Below are 22,527 nucleotides of genomic sequence, written 5' to 3' on the forward strand. Positions count from 1 at the left end.
GATAAAAAAAAGAGGACCGAAGTCCTCTTTATATAGACTAGTTAATATGAACGTAAGCGATAAATGGTTGCGAACAATTTACGGAAGTAAGAACCGTTGTCGATCCATTCCAACCACCATGTACAGCTTGTCCATTACCAACATAAACAGCAACGTGACCTTGGTAAACAATGATATCACCTGGCACTGGATTACTTGTGACAGTACCTAATGATAAATAATCTTCAGGCCATCCATGGAAACTAATACCTGCTGCTGCTAAAGAGTTTGTAACTAACATCGTACAATCTTGACCAACACCGATTTGTGATAAAGCGGCGGCAGCAATAGCTGCTGATTTTGAAGAAGTTGTTGTGCCTGTACTTGTTGATGTATTTGTTGAACCCGTATTTGCAGCGGTATTGTTACTTGTACCCGTATTTGTATTTGTACTACCTGTATTGGTTGCCGTATTCGTAGTGGTATTGTCTACGACCGTTGTTGTATTGGAAACAGTTGAAGTATTGGCATTGGATACCGTATTGTTTGTGTTCGCAGCTTGTTGTTGAGCAGCAGCCTGTTGTTGAGCAGCAGCTTCTTGCGCAGCTTGTTGTTGCGCAGCGGCCTCTTGTGCAGCAGCTTGTTCTTGTGCAGCTTGCTGTGCAGCGGCTTCTTCTGCAGCTTTTTGAGCAGCAGCTTCTTCGGCAGCCTTTTGTGCAGCTTCGGCAGCAGCACGCTCATCAATTGCTGTTTGCGTATCTACGATTACACCATTTTCATCTGTGTAATACTCATCGGCAACTTTTTCACCATTGACAACTTTATTTCCATCATCACCAAAGAAATAAGCATTACCATCAATTTGTTGGTAACCTGTAACCTTTGTTCCATCTTGGAAATAGGCATTACCATCATTTGACCAACCTGTTTTCAATGTACCATCTTCATTGAAAGCATACGTTGTTCCATCAATATCCATTTCTGTGTTTGTAACACGTTTACCATTTTCATCAAAATAGTATTTTTGTCCATCGATTTCAACCCAACCTGTTTTTACTTCACCATCGGCATCTAAGTAATATGTTGAATCTCCATCATTCACTAAAGTATTGGTTTTCTTGAAACCTTTGTCATCATAATATGATTTTTTGTCTTTAGACCAACCTTGACGTAAAGTACCTGTCTTTTCAAAATTGTACGTTTCGCCAGAGACTACGGTCTTTCCTGTAGCGGCTGTACCATTCGACTTAAAGTAATATGTTTTGTTAGCAACGGTTTGCCATCCAAATTGCATATCGCCTTTTTCATCGAAATAGTAAAGGTCGTTGTTAACTTGGGTCAATCCAGTGGCCTCTTTACGATCAGAAGCTTGAATATAGTAACGATTTTTACCTTCGCCATGCCATCCTGGTTTTAGTTCAAATGCTTTGATGGTTTGAGCAACTGAACCCATGCTGGCAGCACATAACGCTACAGCAAGTAGTTTGTTATGTTTTTCGATAAATTTCATCTAAATCACCTCTTAAACATCTCCAAGGTTATCATAAGTTTCCGGTTGTCGCAAATTTCACCGAATCATTCTGGAAAGGTTTCACACAATTTTGGGAATCATTTTTTAAAAAATCCCCTTTATTTAAAGGGGTTTTCAAAAAATTATGTAAAAATGTGTGATTTTAATCCAAATTTAAAGTAAAATCTCAAAATAGACAAACGTTCACAAATGAAGTACATTTAGGCATTTATTAACTTTTGTCTACCTATTATTCCGGAATCGTGTCCAAAAAATCCTCTCCTTTAAGGACCTCCGTTGTCGATAATCCAGGATAATCCAATTGTCGTAATACTTCATAAACGATGATTGCCGCACAGTTGGATAAATTTAAAGAACGAGCTTGTGCAACCATCGGCAAACGCATACATGTATCTTGATGATGTTTTAAGATACGACGATCAATGCCCGTGCTCTCTTTCCCTAAGATCAAATAGATATCACCTGTCTCTTTTTTAAAGTCAAATTGACTCGGTGCTTTTTTACCATAACGCGTCATATAATAATAATGTTTGGCTGGATTTGCTTGCACAAACGCATCCCAATTTTTATGAATACGAATATCACAATCTTTCGCATAATCCATCCCGGCACGACGAAGATGTTTTTCATCTAAAGAAAATCCCAAAGGTTCTATCAAATGTAGAACACTATTGGTTGCCATACAAGTACGAATGATATTTCCGGTATTGCCTGGTATTTCCGGCTCGTATAAAACGACATGAATCATAATCGATCCTTCCAATCTGCCATAAAGGCTTTTAAAGCATTGCCACGATGAGAAACACTATTCTTTAATTCCTCACTCACATTGGCCGTGGTTGTATGAAATGGTGGGTAATAAAAGATGGGATCATAACCAAATCCATTCTTACCAACGATTTCATCATTGATTTGGCCTTCGATCGTACCTCGATACGTATATTCTTTCCCTTGTTCATCAATAAAGGCAATCACACAGATAAATCGAGCAGAACGATCTTTTTTTCCCTTGAGCGCATCAATGATGGCCTGGTTTTTGATCGTATAAGACGTGTCTTTGCCCATCCAACGGGCAGAATGTACACCCGGTTGTTTATTCAAGGCATCGACTTCTAAACCGGAATCATCACTAAGCACCGGTTGATGGATCACCTGATACAGAGCCCGTGCTTTGATCAAGGCATTTTCTTCAAATGTCTTTCCATTCTCAACAATGTGGACCTCTTGATCCAGATCTTTCATGCTTTTTACCTGAACTTGGGATCCCAACATCGTTTGAAATTCTTCCACTTTATGTGGATTGGAAGTTGCTATCCAAATTGTTTTCATATATATCACCAAAAATCATTATAAAAAAAAGAAGAACTCATTTCAATGAGTCCTTCTGGAATCGATTAATACATGGCTGGAGCAGCTGGTGCTGGTTGTTCTGGTTCTGGAATCTTAGCCACACCGGCTTCTGTAGTAATGAACAAAGCAGAAATACTTGTTGAATTGATCAAAGCATTACGAGTTACTTTGGCAGGATCAATGATACCTGCATCAAACATATTTACCCATTCACCGGCTTTGGCATCAAAACCAATACCCGTATCTTGTGTCTTTTGTTTTTCAACAATATCTTCACTATTAAATCCGGCATTATCAGCAATTTGTGCCAATGGCGATAACAAAGCGTCAAATACTAATTTAATACCTTTTTGTACATCCACTACATCGGAATGCACCTTATCTTTCAAGGCAACATAAGCATTGACAAGGCAAGCGCCACCACCAACAACAATACCTTCACTAACAGCTGCACGAGTAGAGTTCAATGCATCTTCAATACGTAATTTCTTTTCTTTCAATTCCGTTTCAGTAGCCGCACCGACTTTGATGACTGCCACACCATTGGATAATTTACCTAAACGTTCAGACATACGTTTCTTATCATATTCGCTCTTGGTATTTTCAATTTGTGCTTCAATTTCTTTTACACGATCAGCTACTTTTGCTTTATCGCCAGCACCACCAATCATCGTTGTACTGTCTTTCTTAACAATCAAACGCTTTACGGTACCAAGATCAGATAATTGCATATCTTTTAGATCCATATCTAGATCTTTCGAATAGAATGTTGCACCTGTTAAGATGGCAATATCTTCCAATTGCGCTTTTTGGTTATCACCAAATCCAGGCGCCTTCGTTGCAACGACGTTAAATGTTCCACGTAATTTATTTAATGCCAATGTAGATACAACTTCATTTTCCAGATCATCCGCAATGATCAATAAACTACGATTGGATTGTACGATTTGCTCCAACAAAGGTAAGATTTCTTGGACATTGTTGATCTTTTGATCCGTAACCAAAACATATGGATTTTCCATAACACATTCCATTTTTTCACGATCAGAAACCATATATGGAGAAACATAGCCCTTGTCATATTCCATACCTTCACTGATTTCTAATGTTGTTTCAAAACTATTGGAATCATCCGTAGAGATAACACCATCACGACCTACCTTTTCCATGGCTTGGGCAATGATCTTACCAATTTCTTCATTACCACTCGAAATGGTAGCTACGCTCTCAATATCTTTAGAAGATTCTACCTTCTTTGAATGTTCCAAAATATATTCACTAATAGCTTTTGATGCTTTCTCAATACCTTCACGCATCAATACAGGGTTTGCACCACGTTCTACCGCACGTAAACCATTTTCAATCATGCTTTGCGCCAAAATGGTTGCTGTTGTTGTACCATCACCAGCCGTATCATTGGTTTTATTGGCTACTTCATAAACCAATTTTGCACCCATATTTTCAAATGGATCTTCCAATTCAATTTCTTTGGCAATACTTACACCATCATTCGTGATCAATGGGCTGCCATATTCTCTTTCCAAGACCACGTTACGTCCTTTAGGACCTAATGTAACACGTACTGCATTCGCTAAGGTATTCACTCCATTGAGCATTGCTTCACGAGCATCTTTTGAAAAACGTACTTCTTTTGCCATAACTATTCCTCCTATATATTATCGATTTACTGCAATGATATCTTCATCTTTGATCACTACATATTCTTCGTCATCAATTTTGATATTTGTTCCGGCATATTCTTTAAATAATACTTTATCGCCCTTGGCATAATCTGGCTTTTCGACTCCAGTTCCAATTTCTTCAACGATCGCAAATTTTGATTTTTCTTTGCCACTCGTCAAGATAATTCCACTTGCGGTCGTCTTTTCTTCTTTTTCTTTTTTCAATAAAACAAAATCATGTAAAGGTTTAATCATACTAGCATCCTCCTTTTTAGCACTTGTCTATTTCAATTGCTAACTGTAGTATATCACAACATTTAGCACTGTCAACATCAAAGTGCTTAAAAAATCAGATCCATATCTATGGATCTGATCTTGCCTATTCAGCTTTAAATAATTCTTTAGTATCCACTTCGGAAACAAAACGTTGAATGGCATCTTCCAATGAAACTGTTTCTGATTTACGAGAACCACTCTTTCGAATCGTTACCGTATTTTCAGCCATTTCGCCATCACCAACAACCAATTGATAATTAATATGCTTGATTTGTGCTTCACGAACACGATAACCTAATTTTTCATTACGATCATCTAGATCAACACGCAATCCTTTTGCCTGCAATGCTTCTTGTACTTGTTTCGCATAGACCAAATGTTTTTCCTGATGAACAGGAATGACAACCAATTGATGAGGAGCCATCCACAATGGGAAATGACCAGCAAAATGTTCGGTCAAAATACCAATGAAACGTTCAAAAGAACCAAAGACAACACGATGCAACATGATTGGTGTCTTACGAGATCCATCTTTATCCACATAGACAGCGCCAAAACGACCTGGTAAATTCATATCCAATTGAACCGTACCACATTGCCAAATACGTCCCAAACTATCCTTGATATGGAAATCCAATTTTGGACCATAGAAAGCACCATCGCCTGGATTTACAACAAAATCTTTTCCAGCTTTACGGCACGCCTCAGCCAAAGCTTTTTCACTCTTTTCCCAAACATCCAATTCACCAATATAGCTTTCTGGACGAGTAGACAATTCAATATTGTATGTCAATCCTAAAACACTATAAATACGATCAATCAGGGCAATGATACGTCCTACTTCATCTTCAATTTGATCGACAGTCACAAAAATATGTGAATCATCTTGGGTAAATTCACGAACGCGGAACAATCCGTTTAATGCACCAGAAGCTTCATTTCGATGCACAAGTCCTTCTTCAGCTAATCGAAGGGGTAAATCTTTGTAAGAATGCAAAGAATTGTTATAGACCAACACAGCGCCTGGGCAATTCATTGGTTTGATCGCAAATTCACGATTTTCTACTTTTGAAGTATACATATTTTGTTTATAGTGTCCCCAATGTCCAGAGGTTTCCCATAATTCTTTAGACATCATGATAGGTGTACGAACAAATTGATATCCTTCTTTGACATGTTCTTCATGCCAATATTCTTCCAATTGTCTTTGAAGGATCATTCCATCTGGAAGGAAGAATGGCATACCAGGTGCAAATTCAGACATCATAAATAAGCCCATTTCACGACCAATCTTCTTGTGATCACGTTTCTTTGCTTCCTCTAAAGCTTCCAGGTATTTGTCTAGATCTTCTTTTGTATCGAAACATACACCATAAATACGTTGTAACATTTTATTGTTGACATCACCTTTCCAGTAAGCACCAGAATGTTTCATCAACTTAAAATAACGACACTTCTTTGTACTCTCTACATGAGGACCTCGACATAAGTCGGTAAAGTCACCTTGCGTATACATCGAAATGTTTGTACCTTCCGGCATACGAGTAATCAAATCGACTTTATATGGATCATCTTTAAAACGCGCCAAAGCCTCTTCTCGGCTGATTTCCTGACGAACGATACGTTTATCCGATTTCGCACATTTCTTCATCTCTTTTGTGATCTTATCCAGATCTTCATCTGTGATCGTATGATCACCTAGATCCATATCATAATAGAATCCTTCTTCCACGACAGGTCCAACCCAAAATTTAGCATCTGGCCAAATATGACGAACGGCTTGGGCCATTAAATGCGCACATGAATGATTCAATGTTTTTAAATGTTCATCTTCAGTAAAGTTCACAAGTTCCATTTTGTTTCCTCCTAAATAAAAAAACGTCCTATATAAGGACGTTGTGAACGCGGTACCACCTTAATTTACAGAAAAATTCTGTACATCTCAAGTGTTGTTAACGCCAACTTACGGCACACTCTTTCGAGGGCAACTCCAAGGGAGTAAATAAAAATCTGCGCAAAGAATTTACACCAACCATTCTTCTCTCTAGATTGCATGATTCCTATTCATGTCCTTTTCAACATTATTGTCCTCATTATAAACTATTCGATGTTAAAATGCACGATAGAATTTATTTTTTCATTCTATTTCAGTAAACTGCCTCAATTCATCGAAAATAAAGCTACTAAGAAGTTTGATATTTAAACCTCCATCTATTATTCTTGCCATCTTCTTCTACTTTGAAGAAGTGAATTTCGACAAAAGGAAATTCTGCATGATTCAAAAATCATCGTTCTTTATTCTGCTTCTCATTTTTCTGGCGATAGTTCCGTCTTCGATTGGCTTGTTTTTTTACTTTCGGATGCGGTCGATAAATTTCAAAACAAACCCCATCTTCCGTATTATATCCTTTCACAAGATAACGATTGGCCTTCACCACTTTATCAACAATGGATAAACCCAAACCAAAACGACCCCCTTCCCCTTTTTCATAGGGATGAAACAACGTTTCAATCCGATCTTCATCCATTTTTGGTCCATCATTGGATATTTTTAGATCATCTTCGTGCAATTCAATTCGAATATATGTTTTCGCATAACGAAATGCATTTTCCATGATATTTTCAATGGTCACTCGCCAAGATTCCAACAAACCATCAAAGAACACTTCTTCCATGTCTGTTTGAATTTCTATATCCTTACGAATGACGGCTGTATTTAAGACAACTTGTTCAACAACATCTTTCATATTGGTAACGACACCTTCGGCATCACTGGTGATCAAATATTCGACCCGATTTAAATACAAAAGATTATGAACTTTATCTTCCAAACGTTGTGCATTATCAATGATCACATCAACACTTTTTTCCATCGTACCATAAGGATAGATCCCATCTTTGATGGATTCGGCATAGGATTTAATGGTTGCGATAGGTGTCTTCAAATCATGAGAAATGTTATGGATCATTTCCTCTTTGGCTTTTTCCTGCTTTGTCAATTCATCCTTCATATTGACCAAAGCATCCGCCACTTCGCCTATTTCATCTTCTCGATTGACATGCAATTCTACATCTTTTCCCATTTTCACTTGTTCAATGTAATATTTGATCTGGTTCAATGGATGAATGATGGAATACACCCATATCATCATGATCAACAACATCGCAAAATAGGCAAAAATCGTAAGATCAAAAGTAGAATCCACTAAAGAAGAACGAAGCGATTGAGAATAGGTATCATCCATATAACTAGCTAAGATCACATTTCCCTCATTGGTCTTCACAAGCCGAATTCGATAATAATAGGTTCTCCCATTATATTCATACACACCTTGTTGAACATCCCCATCTTCTTTGACTTGTTGCGATTCCTTCACGATCGTATTGGCCAAACCAGGCACAGTCTTATCATGAAACTTTGTGTTCAATAGCTGTACCTTATCTTTTTTTACGATCCCATTCACTTGGTATTTATCGACTGAAAAATCAAAATAGTCTTGTTTCAAAGCATCGGATGAATCCGATTTCAAAACGGTAATGATGGCTTCCTGACGGCTTTCCATCATATCATACATTTGTAGACGAATGGTACGATCGATATTGCCACTTAAAAAGAGAAAGAAAAACGCAAAAAAGAAAATAATAAATAGGAAAATGATCATGATGATCTGCTGGGTCAAAGATAATTTGCGAAACCCTGCTGTTAGTTTTTTCATCTTATCCTAACCGATAGCCATATCCATAAATCGTATGAATATTCAAATTTGGCAATTTCTTACGCAAACGACGCAACGTATCATCGACCACACGATCCGATCCAAAATAATTTTCATCCCAGACATTTTCCAATATTTTATCACGACTAAAAGCAATGCCTTTATTTTTGATGAACATCATCAATAAATCAAATTCTTTTGTTGTCAATTCTATTTCTTGATTCTCATAAAAAATCTTACGTTGTTCTTCATCCAATTCATAACCATCGATACTGATGCGATTGTTATCATCTTTATATGCACGTTTGATAATATTATTGACACGCAATACCAATTCTTTAGGACTAAAAGGCTTAGTGATATAATCATCACTGCCTTTTTCTAAGCCAATAATACGATCAAATTCTTTATCACGTGCAGACATGAAAATAACTGGGATTTCTGGACCTTGTAAACGTATTTCTTCAATCAAATCAAAACCCGATTTATCATCCAACATGATATCTAAGATCCATAAATGAACATCATCATCGGCAACATGAGCATTGGCTTCTTCATATGTATAATACGACCGAACTTCATATCCTTCTTTACGTAAATATTGCGCCACCAGATTATTTAGATCTTTTTCATCTTCTACGACACAAATTACACGTTTCAAAATGCATCCCTCCTCTTAAAACGCATGCTCTTTCATATAAGAAACAACACGTCCTACATATTCTTCACATAACTCATCGGTTTTAGCTTCAACCATGACACGAATCAATGGTTCCGTTCCACTTGGACGAACAAGAATACGGCCTTCATCGCCTAGATCATCCTGAACACTTTGAATCACTTGTTGCAACGACTCATCATTTAAAGCATGTTCCTTATCCTTAACTTCGACATTTTCTAATAATTGCGGATAAATAAATAAGCCTTCACTGAGTTCTTGTAAGGTTTTACCCGTTTCTTTCATGACCGTCAATAACTGTAAGGCGGTAAATAAGCCATCCCCTGTCTTTTCATGTTCATAGAAAATAATATGACCGCTTTGTTCTCCACCAATCCAATAATCATGCTTCTGCATTTCCTCAAATACATATTTATCACCAACTGGGGTTTGGATATAATCAATTTTGCTTGCATCCAATGCTTTATACAGACCTAAGTTAGCCATGACCGTAGTGACACACATATTCTTATTCAATTTATTGACTGATTTTAAATAGCGACTACAGATATAAAGAATATAGTCACCATTCATCAAACGCCCATCACTGTCACAAACGATCAATCGATCCGCATCGCCATCAAACGCTAAACCAACATCATACTCATTTTCTTTCATGATTCGTTGTAAGCCTTCTGGATGCGTAGATCCACACTTGTTGTTGATATTAATGCCATTTGGTGAATTATTGATGGCCTCGACCGTAGCACCTAAAGCATCTAAAGTTTCCACCGCCGTACTTGTAGCGGATCCATTGGCAAGATCCACACAAATATGCATGCCCGTTAAATCAACAGGAACTGTTTCTTTTAACCAAGACATATAGATTTCCAAACCATCTTCCCATTCGATCAATTCACCAATCTTCTCCCCAGTGGCTAATGGCAATTGGGTTTTATCATCCATATAATCTTCGATCTTCAATAAAATGGATTCCTCCATCTTTTCACCACGATCATTAAAAACTTTAATGCCATTGTCGTAAAAAGGATTATGACTGGCACTGACCATGATGCCACAATCAAACCGTTCCTTTTGAATCAAATAACTAATGGAAGGCGTTGGACATACACCCAACAAATACACTTGGGCTCCCATACTTGTTGCTCCAGCTGCCAATCCCAATTCAAACATATCGCCAGATAAACGCGTATCTTTACCAATCAAGATACGAGCATGACGACTACTTTTACTATAATACCAACCAAGATACTGTCCAATCTTGATGGACATATCTAATGTTAGACCTTCATTGGCTCTGCCTCGAACACCATCTGTTCCAAAATATTTTCCCATTTTTGTACTACCTCTATTCACTCTTTAATTTTACTTCTGCCTTTATGGTGGAAGGATCAATTTGAACATCCACAGTTTCACCCTTTGAATCATAAGCAACCAATGTGGCACTGGTCTCAAAATCACTGGTTTGATTGGATGCATCAATAATGGCTTTTACGGAACGAATCGAATCAATTTGTTCCTTTGTACCCGAAATCGTTACATTATTTGTATCCAAAGTAGGTGTATCCCATTTGGAAGTACTGGAAGCATATAATTCTGCTGAAACGGAAAACCGTTTGGATACACGCTCAGCCAAATGAGCCGTTACGGTAGCTGGCTCTATTTTTGCATCCAGATTCGAAGGAAGGTTATCCACATCCAATTGAACAACCGAATCACCTTCTTGATTTTTCCGTAAATCACAAACTACTTTGACTTCCCCTTTGGCACGAAATACCTGTATATCGGCAGATTTACCTGTCAACATCACAGTAACCGTACTCGGTACGCCAGTCAGATCATATTTTTCCGAATCATATAATGCATCCACTTCCACATTATTGATCTGTACGGTGGTTGATTGGTCATTAAATAATTGCGTACCAATCACATCATAATTGATCGATACACAAATGAAAACAGCTGCTACCAAAGAAACCAAAGCTGCCCCTGTTTTTGAATAAATGATATGATCGACTAATTTACTTAATTTTGAAAAGATCAATCGCACAATTCGATAAATCAAATGCAATTTACCCATAGGAGGTTGTGAATTATTATTCATCATTTTGATTTTCCTCCGTGGTCTGTATTATAAAAGTCGACAATCTCAATCGGTTGAATTCGTTCATCGACTTTCTTTCTCTTTTCTTTTTCCGACCCTGTTTTATTTCGTGTGATCAAAGAATGTGCCGTTCTACGAATCAATTGCGAATCCGATATTTCTGGTTCTTTCGGAATCAAAACATTCATCAAATAACGACGCAATCCTTCGACTGGATATTGCGTTAATTGCCCATTTACAGCAAGTGAAATAGCGCCTGTTTCCTCGCTCACAATGATCGTGATCGAATCGGTAATCTCACTGATTCCAACTGCAGCTCGATGTCGTGCACCATATTTACTTGGTAGATCTCTACTTGTTGGTGGAAAATAAGCAGCAGCACACGCAATTTTATTTCCCTGAATGATCACAGCCCCATCATGCATGGGTGTTCCATATTGAAATATCGTTCCCAATAATTCACTAGACACAACCGAATCCATACGAATTCCTGTGTTGATATAATCGGTCAATTCTTGTGCTTGTTGGATTGTGATCAAAGCCCCCGTCTTTGATTTTGACATTTGTTCACAAGCATCAACAATTTCATTGATCATTGAAATGGTTTCTTCCGTAGTTAAATTCGTCAAGTGGATGGCCGATGTTTTTCCTAAGCGTTCCAACATACCACGTATTTCGGGTTGGAATACGATGATCAACGCCAATACCCCCCACTGCAAGAAAATATCCATGATATGGCTAAATGCATTGAGACCAAGGATAACGGATAGTCCTTTAATGACCAGGATGACTAAAATACCCTTTAATATTTGTACCGTACGCGAATTATTTCGAAAGAGTCGCAAAGCCAAATAAATCAATGCCCATACCGCTAAAATATCTAAGATCAGTCGAATGATCAATGTGATATCATCTATCGCAGCACTCAAATTAGATTCCCCCTTATTTCATCGATTATTCGGATTTAATATCTTTGATCATTTCTGCAATAGACATGACTTCATGATCACAAATTGCTTTGATTTCCTCGCTAGCTGTAAAGAATGCATAAGAATTTCCTGCAAATTCTAACATCGGAATATCTTTCTCTAAATTACCGATCGCATATACGTCGTCTACATCTAGATCCACATAATTGGTCACAAATTCCAAACCTGTTCCTTTCGAAACTCCTTTTGGAACCACATCGACACAATAGTTATTGGCATAAGCAGTAATATTTTCTGAAAAGAATATGTTTAATTCTTCTGCCAATGCAGTGGCCATATCCGGATTTGTCATCGAAAGAACGATTTGTGAATAGCCTCCTTGCTTATCCATGACTTCTGCTTCCGTAAGATCCGGTTGCATATTCGGATAACGAACATCCTGAATATGTGGATTCACTACAATACGATGGCGATGTCTGCCGTCATTGACAACATAACTAACCACACCATCCGTTTGTTTGGCAATATACATAACATCCAAAGCAGTAATATACTCTAAAAAATTACTTTCAATTTCATTGCCCATACGATCAAAAATTACACTACCATTATTTGTTACAATATAGTCTGGATCCAATCCATCTTTTTTCAAATACTTATCCAGTGATTCTTTTGCACGACCGGTTACGATCGTGAATAAATTTCCACTTGCTTGCCATTGTCGGACTGCCTGGCTATCCTCGTCCATTACATGTTTTCCGTAACACAATGTTCCATCATAATTTGAGGCCAACAGTTTCATAGTATAGTTCTCCTTTATTGTCTTTTCTATTTTATCACATAATTGACATGAATCACATTATAAAAAGGTAGGATACAAGACCTACCTTTATGATTCAATTGTAGAATTCAAATCATCTTCTCACCATTTGTATATACACGATTGTACGTATAGAAATTATTGGTATTCTGTATATACAATGAAGATGATCATATGCCCCCAGTACAGATGTTTTGTTTGTGATATTGGATCACTGCCTTTTTACGGCCCTTTCACATCCTTCGTTGACATATGCGAACGGAAGTTTGTTCTGATTACTCAGCTTATCCTTTGGAGCCTTCTCTCCATAGTTTCGCTTTTCGTTAAAGCGATATGCTTTAACATCCATTTTTTTTCATCTTCTCACCGCTCCCTAATGAAATCCCCTTTTCTACTTCTATTATAACGAGTTTATCGAACATGGAGATCCATCATGGATAACTTGAGCTATTATATGGCATGATTGGAATCCGTTTCTCGCTGTTTTGCGCGAATCTTGCGATGCTGCGAACGCGAGACCGGAATACGAATTGAATCCTTTAATTCCACCATGTCATTGAACCAAGAAGTGATATATTTTTGATTCACTAGATAAGAAACATGAACACGTAAAAAGCCATACGGTTCAAATGTTTTTTCCAACTCCGAAATATTGATTCGCTTATGAAAGACTCCTTTTTTGGTATGAAAATACACCATTTTATCAATTTTTTCTAAATAATAGATATCTTCATAAGGCAAATTGACACGCACCCCACCATAGGCAAAATAATAAATATCTTCTTGATGTAAAGAAGACAGCAACCACTCCTTCATATCCAAAAGATCCGTTTCAATTTTATCTTTTTGAATATATCGTACACGTCCTCTTTGATCATCGCCCATGGCCTTTGTTGCATCAGCACAGATGTATAAAAATAAAGCCTGTGGATGGTCATGAACAAAAACACTTTCCATCCGTGTCGTTTTAAACATTTCATCAAAAACAAACACTTGAAAATCAACCGATTCACAAGCTTTTGCCAATCGGCTCGCTTTATAATAATGACGGAAACCCCAATCTTGATCATTTAACAGTTGTGATAAAGCAAACACAGTATCTTTGGTTTCTTGTTCATGTGTTAAAAAAGCAATTCGTATCATATCTATATTTTAGCACACTAACCAAAAAAAGATGGAATTCAATCCATCTTATACTTCTTCACGCCATAATTTGGCACCTAGTTTTTTCAATTTGCCATCCAAATCATCATAGCCACGATCGATGTGATAGATATCGTGAATTTCCGTCACGCCTTGTGCCATCAATCCAGCAACGACTAAAGCCGCTCCACATCGAAGGTCGGTTGCCTTGACACGCGTACCATATAATGGTGTTTTTCCATGAATAAAGGCGCTTGGAATACGAACATCAATATCAGCACCCATTTTACGTAATTCATCACAATGCTTGAAACGCTCGGTATAAATGGTTTCCGTCACCGTTGATTGTCCATGGGCTTGGGTCAATAAAACCGAAAAAGGTTGTTGCACATCCGTCGCAAAACCAGGATAGGGTTTAGTTAATATTTCAGTTGGTTTTAATTGTTCATGCTGACCAAAAATATGAATAAAATCAGAACCCACTTCCATTTTTATACCAATTTCTTTTAATTTCATAATGATCGCATCCAAATGTTGTGGAATGACATTTTCAACACGCATGTCATCACCAACAGCAGCACCAATAATAATATAGGTAGCTGCTTCAATGCGATCGGGAATAATTTCATGGATACATCCTTTTAGATCTTCTACTCCATCAATTGTGATGGTCGATGTCCCCATGCCATGAATACGTGCCCCCATTTTATTCAAAAGCGTCGCAATATCAATGATTTCTGGTTCACGAGCCGCATTTTCAATGATCGTGCGGCCTTTCGCATAAACAGCAGCCATCATGATATTGATGGTGGCCCCAACACTTGAAATATCCAAGAAAATATTGGTTCCAATCAATTCATCCGCATGTAAGATATAACATCCATTCTCATAGTTGATACGAGCACCTAAAGCTTCAAACCCCTTTAAATGAAGATCAATAGGTCGTGGTCCTAAATAACATCCACCAGGCATACGAATTTCTGCATGACCAAATTTACCAAGCAAAGCCCCCATAAAATAATAACTAGCCCGCAATTTTGTTACAGCTTCTGAAACCATAGGAATATTTTTCATATTTCTTGGATCAATATATAAAGTACCTGGTTCTGTTTCTTCTACATCCACATTTAATTCTTGAAGCAAGACCATCAAAGAACGTACATCCGAAATATTAGGCACTCCATAGATCGTAACGGGTTGATTGGCTAAAACACATGCAGGAATCAAGGCAACTGTAGCATTTTTAGACCCACTGATCGTCACTGTACCAGAAAGACGATGTCCCCCTTCAATCTTAATTACTTTTTCCATTGATTTTCCTCCCCTGCTATTTTATTCCATAAGATTCTAACATGAACGTTTCAAAAAAAAAAGAGTGGTTCTTTTTGAACCACTCAAATTTAAACCAATTATTCAGCTTTTCCAGCACAACCAAAGAAGTTTTCAACCATGTCTTCTACCAATGCTTGAACTGCATCTGTACCAGGTTTCAACAACTTACGAGGATCGTAACCTTTTCCTTCTAAGTCTTTTCCAGCTTCAATATATTTACGAGTTGCATCCGCAAATACCAATTGACATTCCGTATTGACATTGACTTTAGAAACACCTAAAGTAATGGCTTTTTGCACTTGTTCACGTGGAATACCAGATCCACCATGTAATACTAATGGTTTACCATTTGTAGCCTTTTGGATCTCAGCTAAACGATCAAAGTTCAATCCAGCCCAGTCAGCAGGATATTTACCATGGATATTACCGATACCAGCAGCTAGGAAATCTACACCTAAACTTGCAATCTTAGCGCATTCTTCTGGATCCGCTAATTCACCAGCAGAAGTAACACCATCTTCGGTACCACCAATACCACCAACTTCACACTCAACAGAGATTCCTTTTGAATGTGCTAAAGCAAGGATTTCTTTTGATTTTGCTTCATTTTCTTCGAAATCATAATGACTTCCATCGAACATGACAGAAGTAAAGCCAGCTTCGATACAAGCCTTAGCTCCTTCATATGTTCCATGATCTAAGTGTAAAGCAACTGGAACTGTGATTCCCAAGTTATCATGGATATTTTTAACCATAGCGACAACATTGTCAAATCCACACATATACTTTCCAGCACCCTCAGAAACACCTAACATAACTGGAGCTTTTTTAGCTTCGCATCCTAAAAGGATAGCTTTGATCCATTCCATGTTGTTGATGTTAAAAGCACCAATAGCGTAATGTCCTTCATGGGCTTTGTTGATCATGTCTGTAGCAGATACTAACATTTCTTTTCCTCCTTGTTAATTACATCTTACGGCTATATTTTACTACCAATTCTTTTATTTGAAAAGGCTTTATCTTAGGGATGTCCCCATCAATAAGACAACATCCGATAACGCTCGAATTCGCTCTAAAATTCGATTGGCAGCTACTCTTCCCTCTTTCTGACAAGCAGCATATCGACTCTCTAATTCGGACCATTGATAATTCGAAGTGAAATAGGTCTTTTTCTTTTGTTCCATACGCGCATCCAAGATGGGAAATAAGATTTCATTCAAGGTCCATGGTGAAATATATTCAGCTCCTATATCATCAAAAATCACGACATCTGCCCACCGCATCTGTGCCATATTCATTTTTCGCCATTGCGTATCCTTCATGGAATCCCGACATTCGGCAATCCATACGGGCACCTTCACAAAACAAACAGTCTTGCCTTGCTTAGCATAATGATTGGCTACGCCTTTTAATAAATAACTCTTACCCACACCAGCTTGTCCACACAAATAGATTCCCTTATCCGCAGATAGAGATTTTACTACTTTCGCATAGGCTTCCAAATATTGTTTCGAAGTCATTCCTTTGGTCAATGTTCGAAGATCGATCAAATCGTCATCCGTACTCATATGGGTATATCGAAAATTCTTTACATGCGCTAACAGCTTTTCCTTTTCTATCATATAAGGACACATACTATACGATTCACGCAATCCATCTTCCGTAAGTTCCAGCTGATATCTATGCCCCTTTAGCGTTTGCCGACAATACGATAGACCCAGACAACCCTCGCATTTCTGTAAAGACTCTTGCCATGTAAGCATCTCAATAATGTTTTCTTTAATAAATGAATCATTCAAATTATGGGCATCCAAGAAATGACGAATGATTGGTTGTTTCTTGATTCGTTCTATATCAGACATGCGAATCTCCCTCCAATTGTTCCTGCATCTTTAGTATTTCTTCTTTCAACTCATCACTAGCTTCTTCTTGCTGCACCTGTGTATACCAAGAAGGATAAGCCTGTTTTGAGGATGGTGTTGATGGTGCTTGTATTTGCGCCAATGCTTTTTCTTTTGAATCGATGCCTAAACGAACCCAACTTGCAGCAATTTTTTCCACATAACTCCGTGGAAATTTTTGATGGGATGTCTTCAAAGTATATTCAATCAACACATTCATCACTTCATTTGAAAAATGATAATCATGCATTATTTTTTCAATCACTTTGCGATCGCTCGAAGCGACAGGCACACCCTTTTGCCTTTGCTGCATAAATGCGACCGGCGCCAATGCATATGGATCTTTCAATGATTCCACCTTGGTTTTATTATGATAGACTTGTGCTTTTAACTTATCAAAATCAAACACATGCGTATTGGGGTTGATTGCTCGCATCACATATCGTTTCATTACTTTCGCATCGATTCCATGAATCGTTGCTAATTGAGCAATACGAGTCAAATTTTGTTCTGTGCGCAATCGCATCGGAAAAATTTGATCCATTCCCTGTAAAAAGGTATCAAAATCAAAATCATACGATTCCCGAACCAAATGTGGACGATGATCATGATACAATTTCTCATCTTCTTCGCTCCAACCATCCAATTTTTCTACAGGACAAGGCTCACTAATTTCTTTCATGGTCGAAGGCACTTGCATATCTTTCGTAAAATGCGTCTTGATTTGATCGAATCGTTGTTTTCCTACTGCTTGTAAAAATAAACGACTATATGTATCGTGGACCAAAAAAGAACGTGCATCTAAAGGAGCAAAAATATGATACAACCAACTCCTCGATTGTATGTCATGATAAGTTTTGATCAAATGAAATTGTTCTAAATTTTTTCGTGCCTGCACAAATCGGGATGACGATAAACCACTCGCTTGGATCAGTTCATCTTGTGAACAAGAAACATCCGCCATGATCCGAAACAATTGATACAGACCAATGGCTTCATGATCCAGTAAGGGCAAATACAAGAAATACAGATCCGCCAAAGACTCTTCCGTCCATGGATCACATAGAATGATCTTACAGTCCGACACTACTTTCCTCCCTTTCTAAAGCTTTTTGAACTTGAGCATATAATTCATCTAAACTCGCATCATTATAAATCACGACATCACTTTTTTGTATCTTCTTTTCTGGATCCATTTGAAAAGCCAAGCGGGCCTGAGCTTGTGATGCACTATAATGACGATACTTTTGCAGACGATCTAAAGCAATATCAAGATTGGTTACGACACACCATATGGAATCGAACATATCTTCAACATGACTTTCAAATAATAAAGGCACCTCGATAAAAACCAAAGCCGTCTTTTGGACTTGTGCCCAATCTTGTATTTCCTGCAAGATCAAGGGATGCAAAATAGCTTCAATCTTTTGTTTGATTGCATCTGCCTGAAACATTTGTTCTGCCATTTGTGCCTTATCAATATTTTCCATATCATCCAATGGAACCAATTTCTTTTCAACCAGAGCTCGATATCCCTTTTGGCCTTTTTCTAAAAGATGAGCATTGACCCGATCACAATCTAAGACAGGATAGTAAGAAGCCAAGTATTTTGAAACTTGAGATTTTCCTGCCCCCATAGATCCAGTTAATCCAATTATTTTCTTTTTTGACAATGTCGACATATATACGTTCCTCTTTGTCCAACAGTAATTTTCTCGATGGATCTGCCACATACTGGACAAGGTTCTCCTTTTCTTGCATGCACCTGCAGATGAATTTGAAAGCGTCCAGAAACACCTAAGCTGGATGTATAATCACGAATGGTCGTTCCTCCACAAGCAATCGCCTCTGATAAGATTTTTCGCATTTGGAGAATGATATTCGCACAATCTTTTTTGGATATCCGATTGCACCGACTTCTAGGATCCAGCCCACAAGCAAAACAAATCTCATCCGCATAGATATTGCCAATCCCAGCAATGATCGATTGATCCAAAAGAGCCATTTTTAAGGGCCGATGGGCTGAATGAATCTGCTGATAGAAATACATAGCATCGGCTCGTGGATCCGTAAAATCAAGACCTACATTTTTTAAAGCAGGCAAACTTGCCACATCTTCGGTTTTGGGATACAACCACATTCGCCCAAATTTACGTGTGTCATGATAACAAACATTTCGACCATCATCCATCTGCCAGATAGAGTGAATATGTTTACAAAAAGCAGGTGGTCGATCATAAATATAAAAGCGTCCTTCCATTCGTAAATGAACAACTAAAATAGATGTATCCAAGGTAAAAAGAAGATATTTTCCAATACGCGAAAAGGCATGAAACTTCTGACCTTGCAGTTGTTGACAGAATTGATCCACACTGGGATAGGCAATCAATTTCTCATAAAATACATTCACTTTCGCAATGGTATGATCTTGGAGTTGTCGTTCCAAGGTGGACACCACAACTTGTACTTCAGGACCTTCTGGCATTATTTCGCCTCATACCAGGTTGGTCCATAAGCCAAGGATGCTTTTAATGGCACGGATAATTCCAATGCATGTTCCATGGTTTCTTTGACAAGCTGTTTCATGATTTCCAACTCATTTTCTGGTACTTCAAAGATCAATTCATCATGAATCTGAAGAAGCATCTTCGATTGCACGTGTGCCTTTTTCATGGCTTGATCTACCTTGATCATCGCAATCTTGATCAAATCGGCCGCACTACCTTGAATCGGTGCATTCATAGCAGCTCGTTTACCGAATTCCCGCGTCATAAAATTCTTATCATTGATTTCCGGAATACTACGCCGGCGATGAAACATCGTTTCTACATAGCCATGTTCTTTACAAAAATCAATCAAACCATTCATGTACTGATGAATGTGTGAATAATTCGAAAAATAAGCATTCATAAATTCTTTGGCTTCCACTCGAGTGATATTTAATTGTTGCGAAAGGCCATAATCCGTTTGCCCGTATACGATCCCAAAATTGACCGTTTTAGCCATTCGACGACGATCTGGTGTAACTTCTTCCGGTTTACAATCAAAAATCAATGTAGCCGTTCTTGTATGAATGTCCTGATCTTCTTTAAAAGCTTCGATCATATGGGGTTCTTGTGCCATATGGGCCAACATACGCAATTCAATTTGCGAATAATCAGCAGATAAAAGAAGTGTTCCCTTCGGTGCTGTAAAAGCTTTACGAATTTCTTTTCCTTGATCATCACGAACACTGATATTTTGCAGATTTGGTTCACTACTCGATAATCGACCCGTTTGCGTCATCGTTTGATTAAAAGTCGTATGGATCTTTTCATCCATTTGAATGTGTTTTTGTAAACCATCGATATACGTGCTCTTGATTTTTGCGACTTTCCGATATTCCAATAATTTTGGGATCATTTCATGTTGATCTTTGATCTTTTCCAATACATCCGCCGAAGTAGAACGTTTTTTGCCTGGATGTTTCAATCCCAGATCATCATAAAGAACCATCGCTAATTGTTTTGGTGAATTGATATTAAATTCTTTTCCAGCTAAGGCATAAATGGCTGCCGAGATTTGATCCATCTTTTCAGAAATGGATACACCCATATCGGATAATATCTTTCGATCAATATGGATTCCTTCTTTTTCCATCTGAAACAAAATAGGAATCAGCGGCTTTTCGATGGTTTCATATAAATCAAATAATTCTTCATTTTTCAATTGTTTCCATATTTGTTTATATTTTTGGTCCAACGCGACGATCAATGTGCCCATAACGGCCAATGAACGTTCCTCATTGGTTTTTTCTTTATTCTTTTTACTTAAATCATGAATGGACTCTGGTAAATGAATATGCATCGCTTCCAAAACGGCATCTTCATTGGTTGCTTGGGAATGCAGCAAAAAGATAGCTACATGAAAGTCTTCCTTAAACAGACAAGGTTTAAACCCATTTCTAGATAGAAGATGCATCATCATCTTGGCATCCCAAGTCATATAGGCATCATCGATCAGACTGGTTTGAAAAGCTAGATCAAAAAGCGCATCCGTTTTTGAAATATAATAAACCGTATTTTCTTGTAAACCGATAAATCCATAGAGTTCCTGACTCATATATGGATCTGGCGAACAAATTGGTAATAAAAACGAACTTTGGATCGACCAACTATGGATTGTTTTATAAGAAACTTCTTCTTTGGTTTTGGCTTTTGTTGCCTGTGCAAAAGAATGCATTTCATATTTGGCATAAAAGTCATTCACAGTATCGTCAAAGCCATGAAAATCACAAGATTCCAAAACAAATGGAAGATCCATATCACGATAAATAGTGGCCAAATGTTTCGAAAGAAACGCATTGTCTTTATCATTTTCTAATTTCTCTTTGAGCTTCCCTTTGATCTCATCCATATGTGCATAGACTTCTTCTACACTGGGATGCGCTTTTAATAAACGAATCGCCGTTTTTTCGCCAACACCTTTTACCCCTGGAATGTTGTCGGCGGTATCGCCCATCAATCCTTTTAAATCAATGATCTGAATGGGTGTTAATCCATCATACATTTCTGAAAAATTCTCATTATCCACCAGCTTCATTTCGGTGATCCCTTTTTGCATCAATAAAACTTTTGTGGACCCATCGATCAACTGCAACAAATCACGATCACTGGTCAAGATCGTTGTATCTGCACTCTTTTGACATTGTTTGGCCATCGAACCGATGATATCATCCGCTTCATAACCATGTATTTCATAGCGTTTGATACCGGCTGCATCTAAAAATTCTCGAACAATGGGAAATTGAACTTTTAATTCATCATCCAATGGTTTTCTCGTTCCTTTGTATGGTTCATATTCTTGTTTTCGAAACGTTTGCGAATCGGCATCCCAAGCCACTAATAAAGCATCGGGTTGGATCGTATCCAAGGCTTTTTGCAGCATCATGATAAAGCCATAAACGGCATTGGTTGGAATGCCATTCGATGTCTGCATCGAATGACGATACATCGTTGCATAATAAGCACGGAAAAGCATCGAATTGCCATCCAGTAATAAGAGTTTTTTCATATTATCACCAACTTCTATTTATTCATTCTATCA

At 37.8% G+C, this 22,527-nt stretch carries 20 protein-coding genes and 1 other annotated feature; all 20 genes read right to left on the reverse strand.

Features of this window, described 5'->3' with window-relative positions; genetic code table 11:
* Positions 1-37: 37 nt before the first annotated feature.
* The gene (locus tag MOZ64_RS03240) at positions 38-1,489 is read right to left on the reverse strand and encodes an NlpC/P60 family protein (protein ID WP_320325177.1); all 1,452 of its coding nucleotides are present in this window, start codon (positions 1,487-1,489) and stop codon (positions 38-40) included.
* Between the two features lie 250 nt (positions 1,490-1,739).
* Complete coding sequence (locus MOZ64_RS03245) at positions 1,740-2,258, reverse strand: tRNA (cytidine(34)-2'-O)-methyltransferase (RefSeq protein WP_320325178.1); 519 nt, start codon at positions 2,256-2,258, stop codon at positions 1,740-1,742.
* A complete protein-coding gene (gene rdgB / locus MOZ64_RS03250; RefSeq protein WP_320325179.1) occupies positions 2,255-2,839 on the reverse strand; it encodes an RdgB/HAM1 family non-canonical purine NTP pyrophosphatase in 585 nt (194 codons plus the stop codon). The genes MOZ64_RS03245 and rdgB overlap by 4 nt, the downstream gene beginning before the upstream one ends.
* Positions 2,840-2,904: 65 nt before the next feature.
* Positions 2,905-4,518 (reverse strand): chaperonin GroEL, encoded by a 1,614-nt coding sequence (gene groL, locus MOZ64_RS03255; RefSeq protein WP_320325180.1) that lies wholly within the window; start codon positions 4,516-4,518, stop codon positions 2,905-2,907.
* 18 nt (positions 4,519-4,536) lie between these two features.
* On the reverse strand, positions 4,537-4,797 hold the full coding sequence (locus tag MOZ64_RS03260) for a co-chaperone GroES (protein WP_320325181.1): 261 nt from the start codon (positions 4,795-4,797) through the stop codon (positions 4,537-4,539).
* 124 nt (positions 4,798-4,921) lie between these two features.
* On the reverse strand, positions 4,922-6,673 hold the full coding sequence (gene thrS, locus MOZ64_RS03265) for a threonine--tRNA ligase (protein WP_320325182.1): 1,752 nt from the start codon (positions 6,671-6,673) through the stop codon (positions 4,922-4,924).
* Positions 6,674-6,704: 31 nt separating this feature from the next.
* Positions 6,705-6,906: a binding site (T-box leader), on the reverse strand.
* 197 nt (positions 6,907-7,103) lie between these two features.
* A complete protein-coding gene (locus MOZ64_RS03270) occupies positions 7,104-8,534 on the reverse strand; it encodes a HAMP domain-containing sensor histidine kinase (protein WP_320325183.1) in 1,431 nt (476 codons plus the stop codon).
* 1 nt (position 8,535) lies between these two features.
* Positions 8,536-9,195, reverse strand: coding sequence for a response regulator transcription factor (locus tag MOZ64_RS03275; RefSeq protein WP_128520815.1), 660 nt, complete (start codon positions 9,193-9,195; stop codon positions 8,536-8,538).
* Positions 9,196-9,210: 15 nt separating this feature from the next.
* Entirely contained in the window at positions 9,211-10,548 is a 1,338-nt protein-coding gene (gene glmM / locus MOZ64_RS03280; RefSeq protein WP_320325184.1) for a phosphoglucosamine mutase, read from the reverse strand.
* A gap of 13 nt (positions 10,549-10,561) precedes the next feature.
* The gene (locus MOZ64_RS03285) at positions 10,562-11,320 is read right to left on the reverse strand and encodes a CdaR family protein (protein WP_320325185.1); all 759 of its coding nucleotides are present in this window, start codon (positions 11,318-11,320) and stop codon (positions 10,562-10,564) included.
* Positions 11,317-12,246, reverse strand: coding sequence for a diadenylate cyclase CdaA (cdaA, locus tag MOZ64_RS03290; protein WP_320325186.1), 930 nt, complete (start codon positions 12,244-12,246; stop codon positions 11,317-11,319). Before cdaA ends, MOZ64_RS03285 begins: the two co-directional genes overlap by 4 nt.
* Positions 12,247-12,271: 25 nt before the next feature.
* Positions 12,272-13,048: an HAD-IIB family hydrolase gene (locus MOZ64_RS03295; RefSeq protein ID WP_320325187.1), complete on the reverse strand. Its 777-nt coding sequence runs from the start codon at positions 13,046-13,048 to the stop codon at positions 12,272-12,274.
* Positions 13,049-13,516: 468 nt separating this feature from the next.
* Positions 13,517-14,209: a LytR/AlgR family response regulator transcription factor gene (locus MOZ64_RS03300; protein ID WP_320325188.1), complete on the reverse strand. Its 693-nt coding sequence runs from the start codon at positions 14,207-14,209 to the stop codon at positions 13,517-13,519.
* Between the two features lie 48 nt (positions 14,210-14,257).
* A complete protein-coding gene (murA, locus tag MOZ64_RS03305) occupies positions 14,258-15,520 on the reverse strand; it encodes a UDP-N-acetylglucosamine 1-carboxyvinyltransferase (protein ID WP_320325189.1) in 1,263 nt (420 codons plus the stop codon).
* A gap of 98 nt (positions 15,521-15,618) precedes the next feature.
* Positions 15,619-16,488, reverse strand: a complete 870-nt coding sequence (fba, locus tag MOZ64_RS03310) for a class II fructose-1,6-bisphosphate aldolase (RefSeq protein ID WP_320325190.1) — start codon at positions 16,486-16,488, stop codon at positions 15,619-15,621.
* Between the two features lie 69 nt (positions 16,489-16,557).
* A complete protein-coding gene (locus MOZ64_RS03315) occupies positions 16,558-17,403 on the reverse strand; it encodes an ATP-binding protein (protein ID WP_320325191.1) in 846 nt (281 codons plus the stop codon).
* Positions 17,396-18,529: a DnaD domain protein gene (locus MOZ64_RS03320; protein ID WP_320325192.1), complete on the reverse strand. Its 1,134-nt coding sequence runs from the start codon at positions 18,527-18,529 to the stop codon at positions 17,396-17,398. Before MOZ64_RS03320 ends, MOZ64_RS03315 begins: the two co-directional genes overlap by 8 nt.
* Complete coding sequence (gene coaE / locus MOZ64_RS03325; protein ID WP_320325193.1) at positions 18,516-19,124, reverse strand: dephospho-CoA kinase; 609 nt, start codon at positions 19,122-19,124, stop codon at positions 18,516-18,518. The genes MOZ64_RS03320 and coaE overlap by 14 nt, the downstream gene beginning before the upstream one ends.
* A complete protein-coding gene (gene mutM, locus MOZ64_RS03330; protein WP_320325194.1) occupies positions 19,097-19,927 on the reverse strand; it encodes a bifunctional DNA-formamidopyrimidine glycosylase/DNA-(apurinic or apyrimidinic site) lyase in 831 nt (276 codons plus the stop codon). Before mutM ends, coaE begins: the two co-directional genes overlap by 28 nt.
* Positions 19,927-22,494 carry a DNA polymerase I gene (gene polA / locus MOZ64_RS03335; RefSeq protein WP_320325195.1) on the reverse strand — a complete coding sequence of 856 codons (2,568 nt, stop codon included), beginning with the start codon at positions 22,492-22,494 and terminating at the stop codon, positions 19,927-19,929. The genes mutM and polA overlap by 1 nt, the downstream gene beginning before the upstream one ends.
* Positions 22,495-22,527: the final 33 nt, after the last annotated feature.

Source organism: Absicoccus intestinalis, from assembly GCF_033971885.1.
Lineage (GTDB): Bacteria > Bacillota_I > Bacilli_A > Erysipelotrichales > Erysipelotrichaceae > Absicoccus > Absicoccus intestinalis.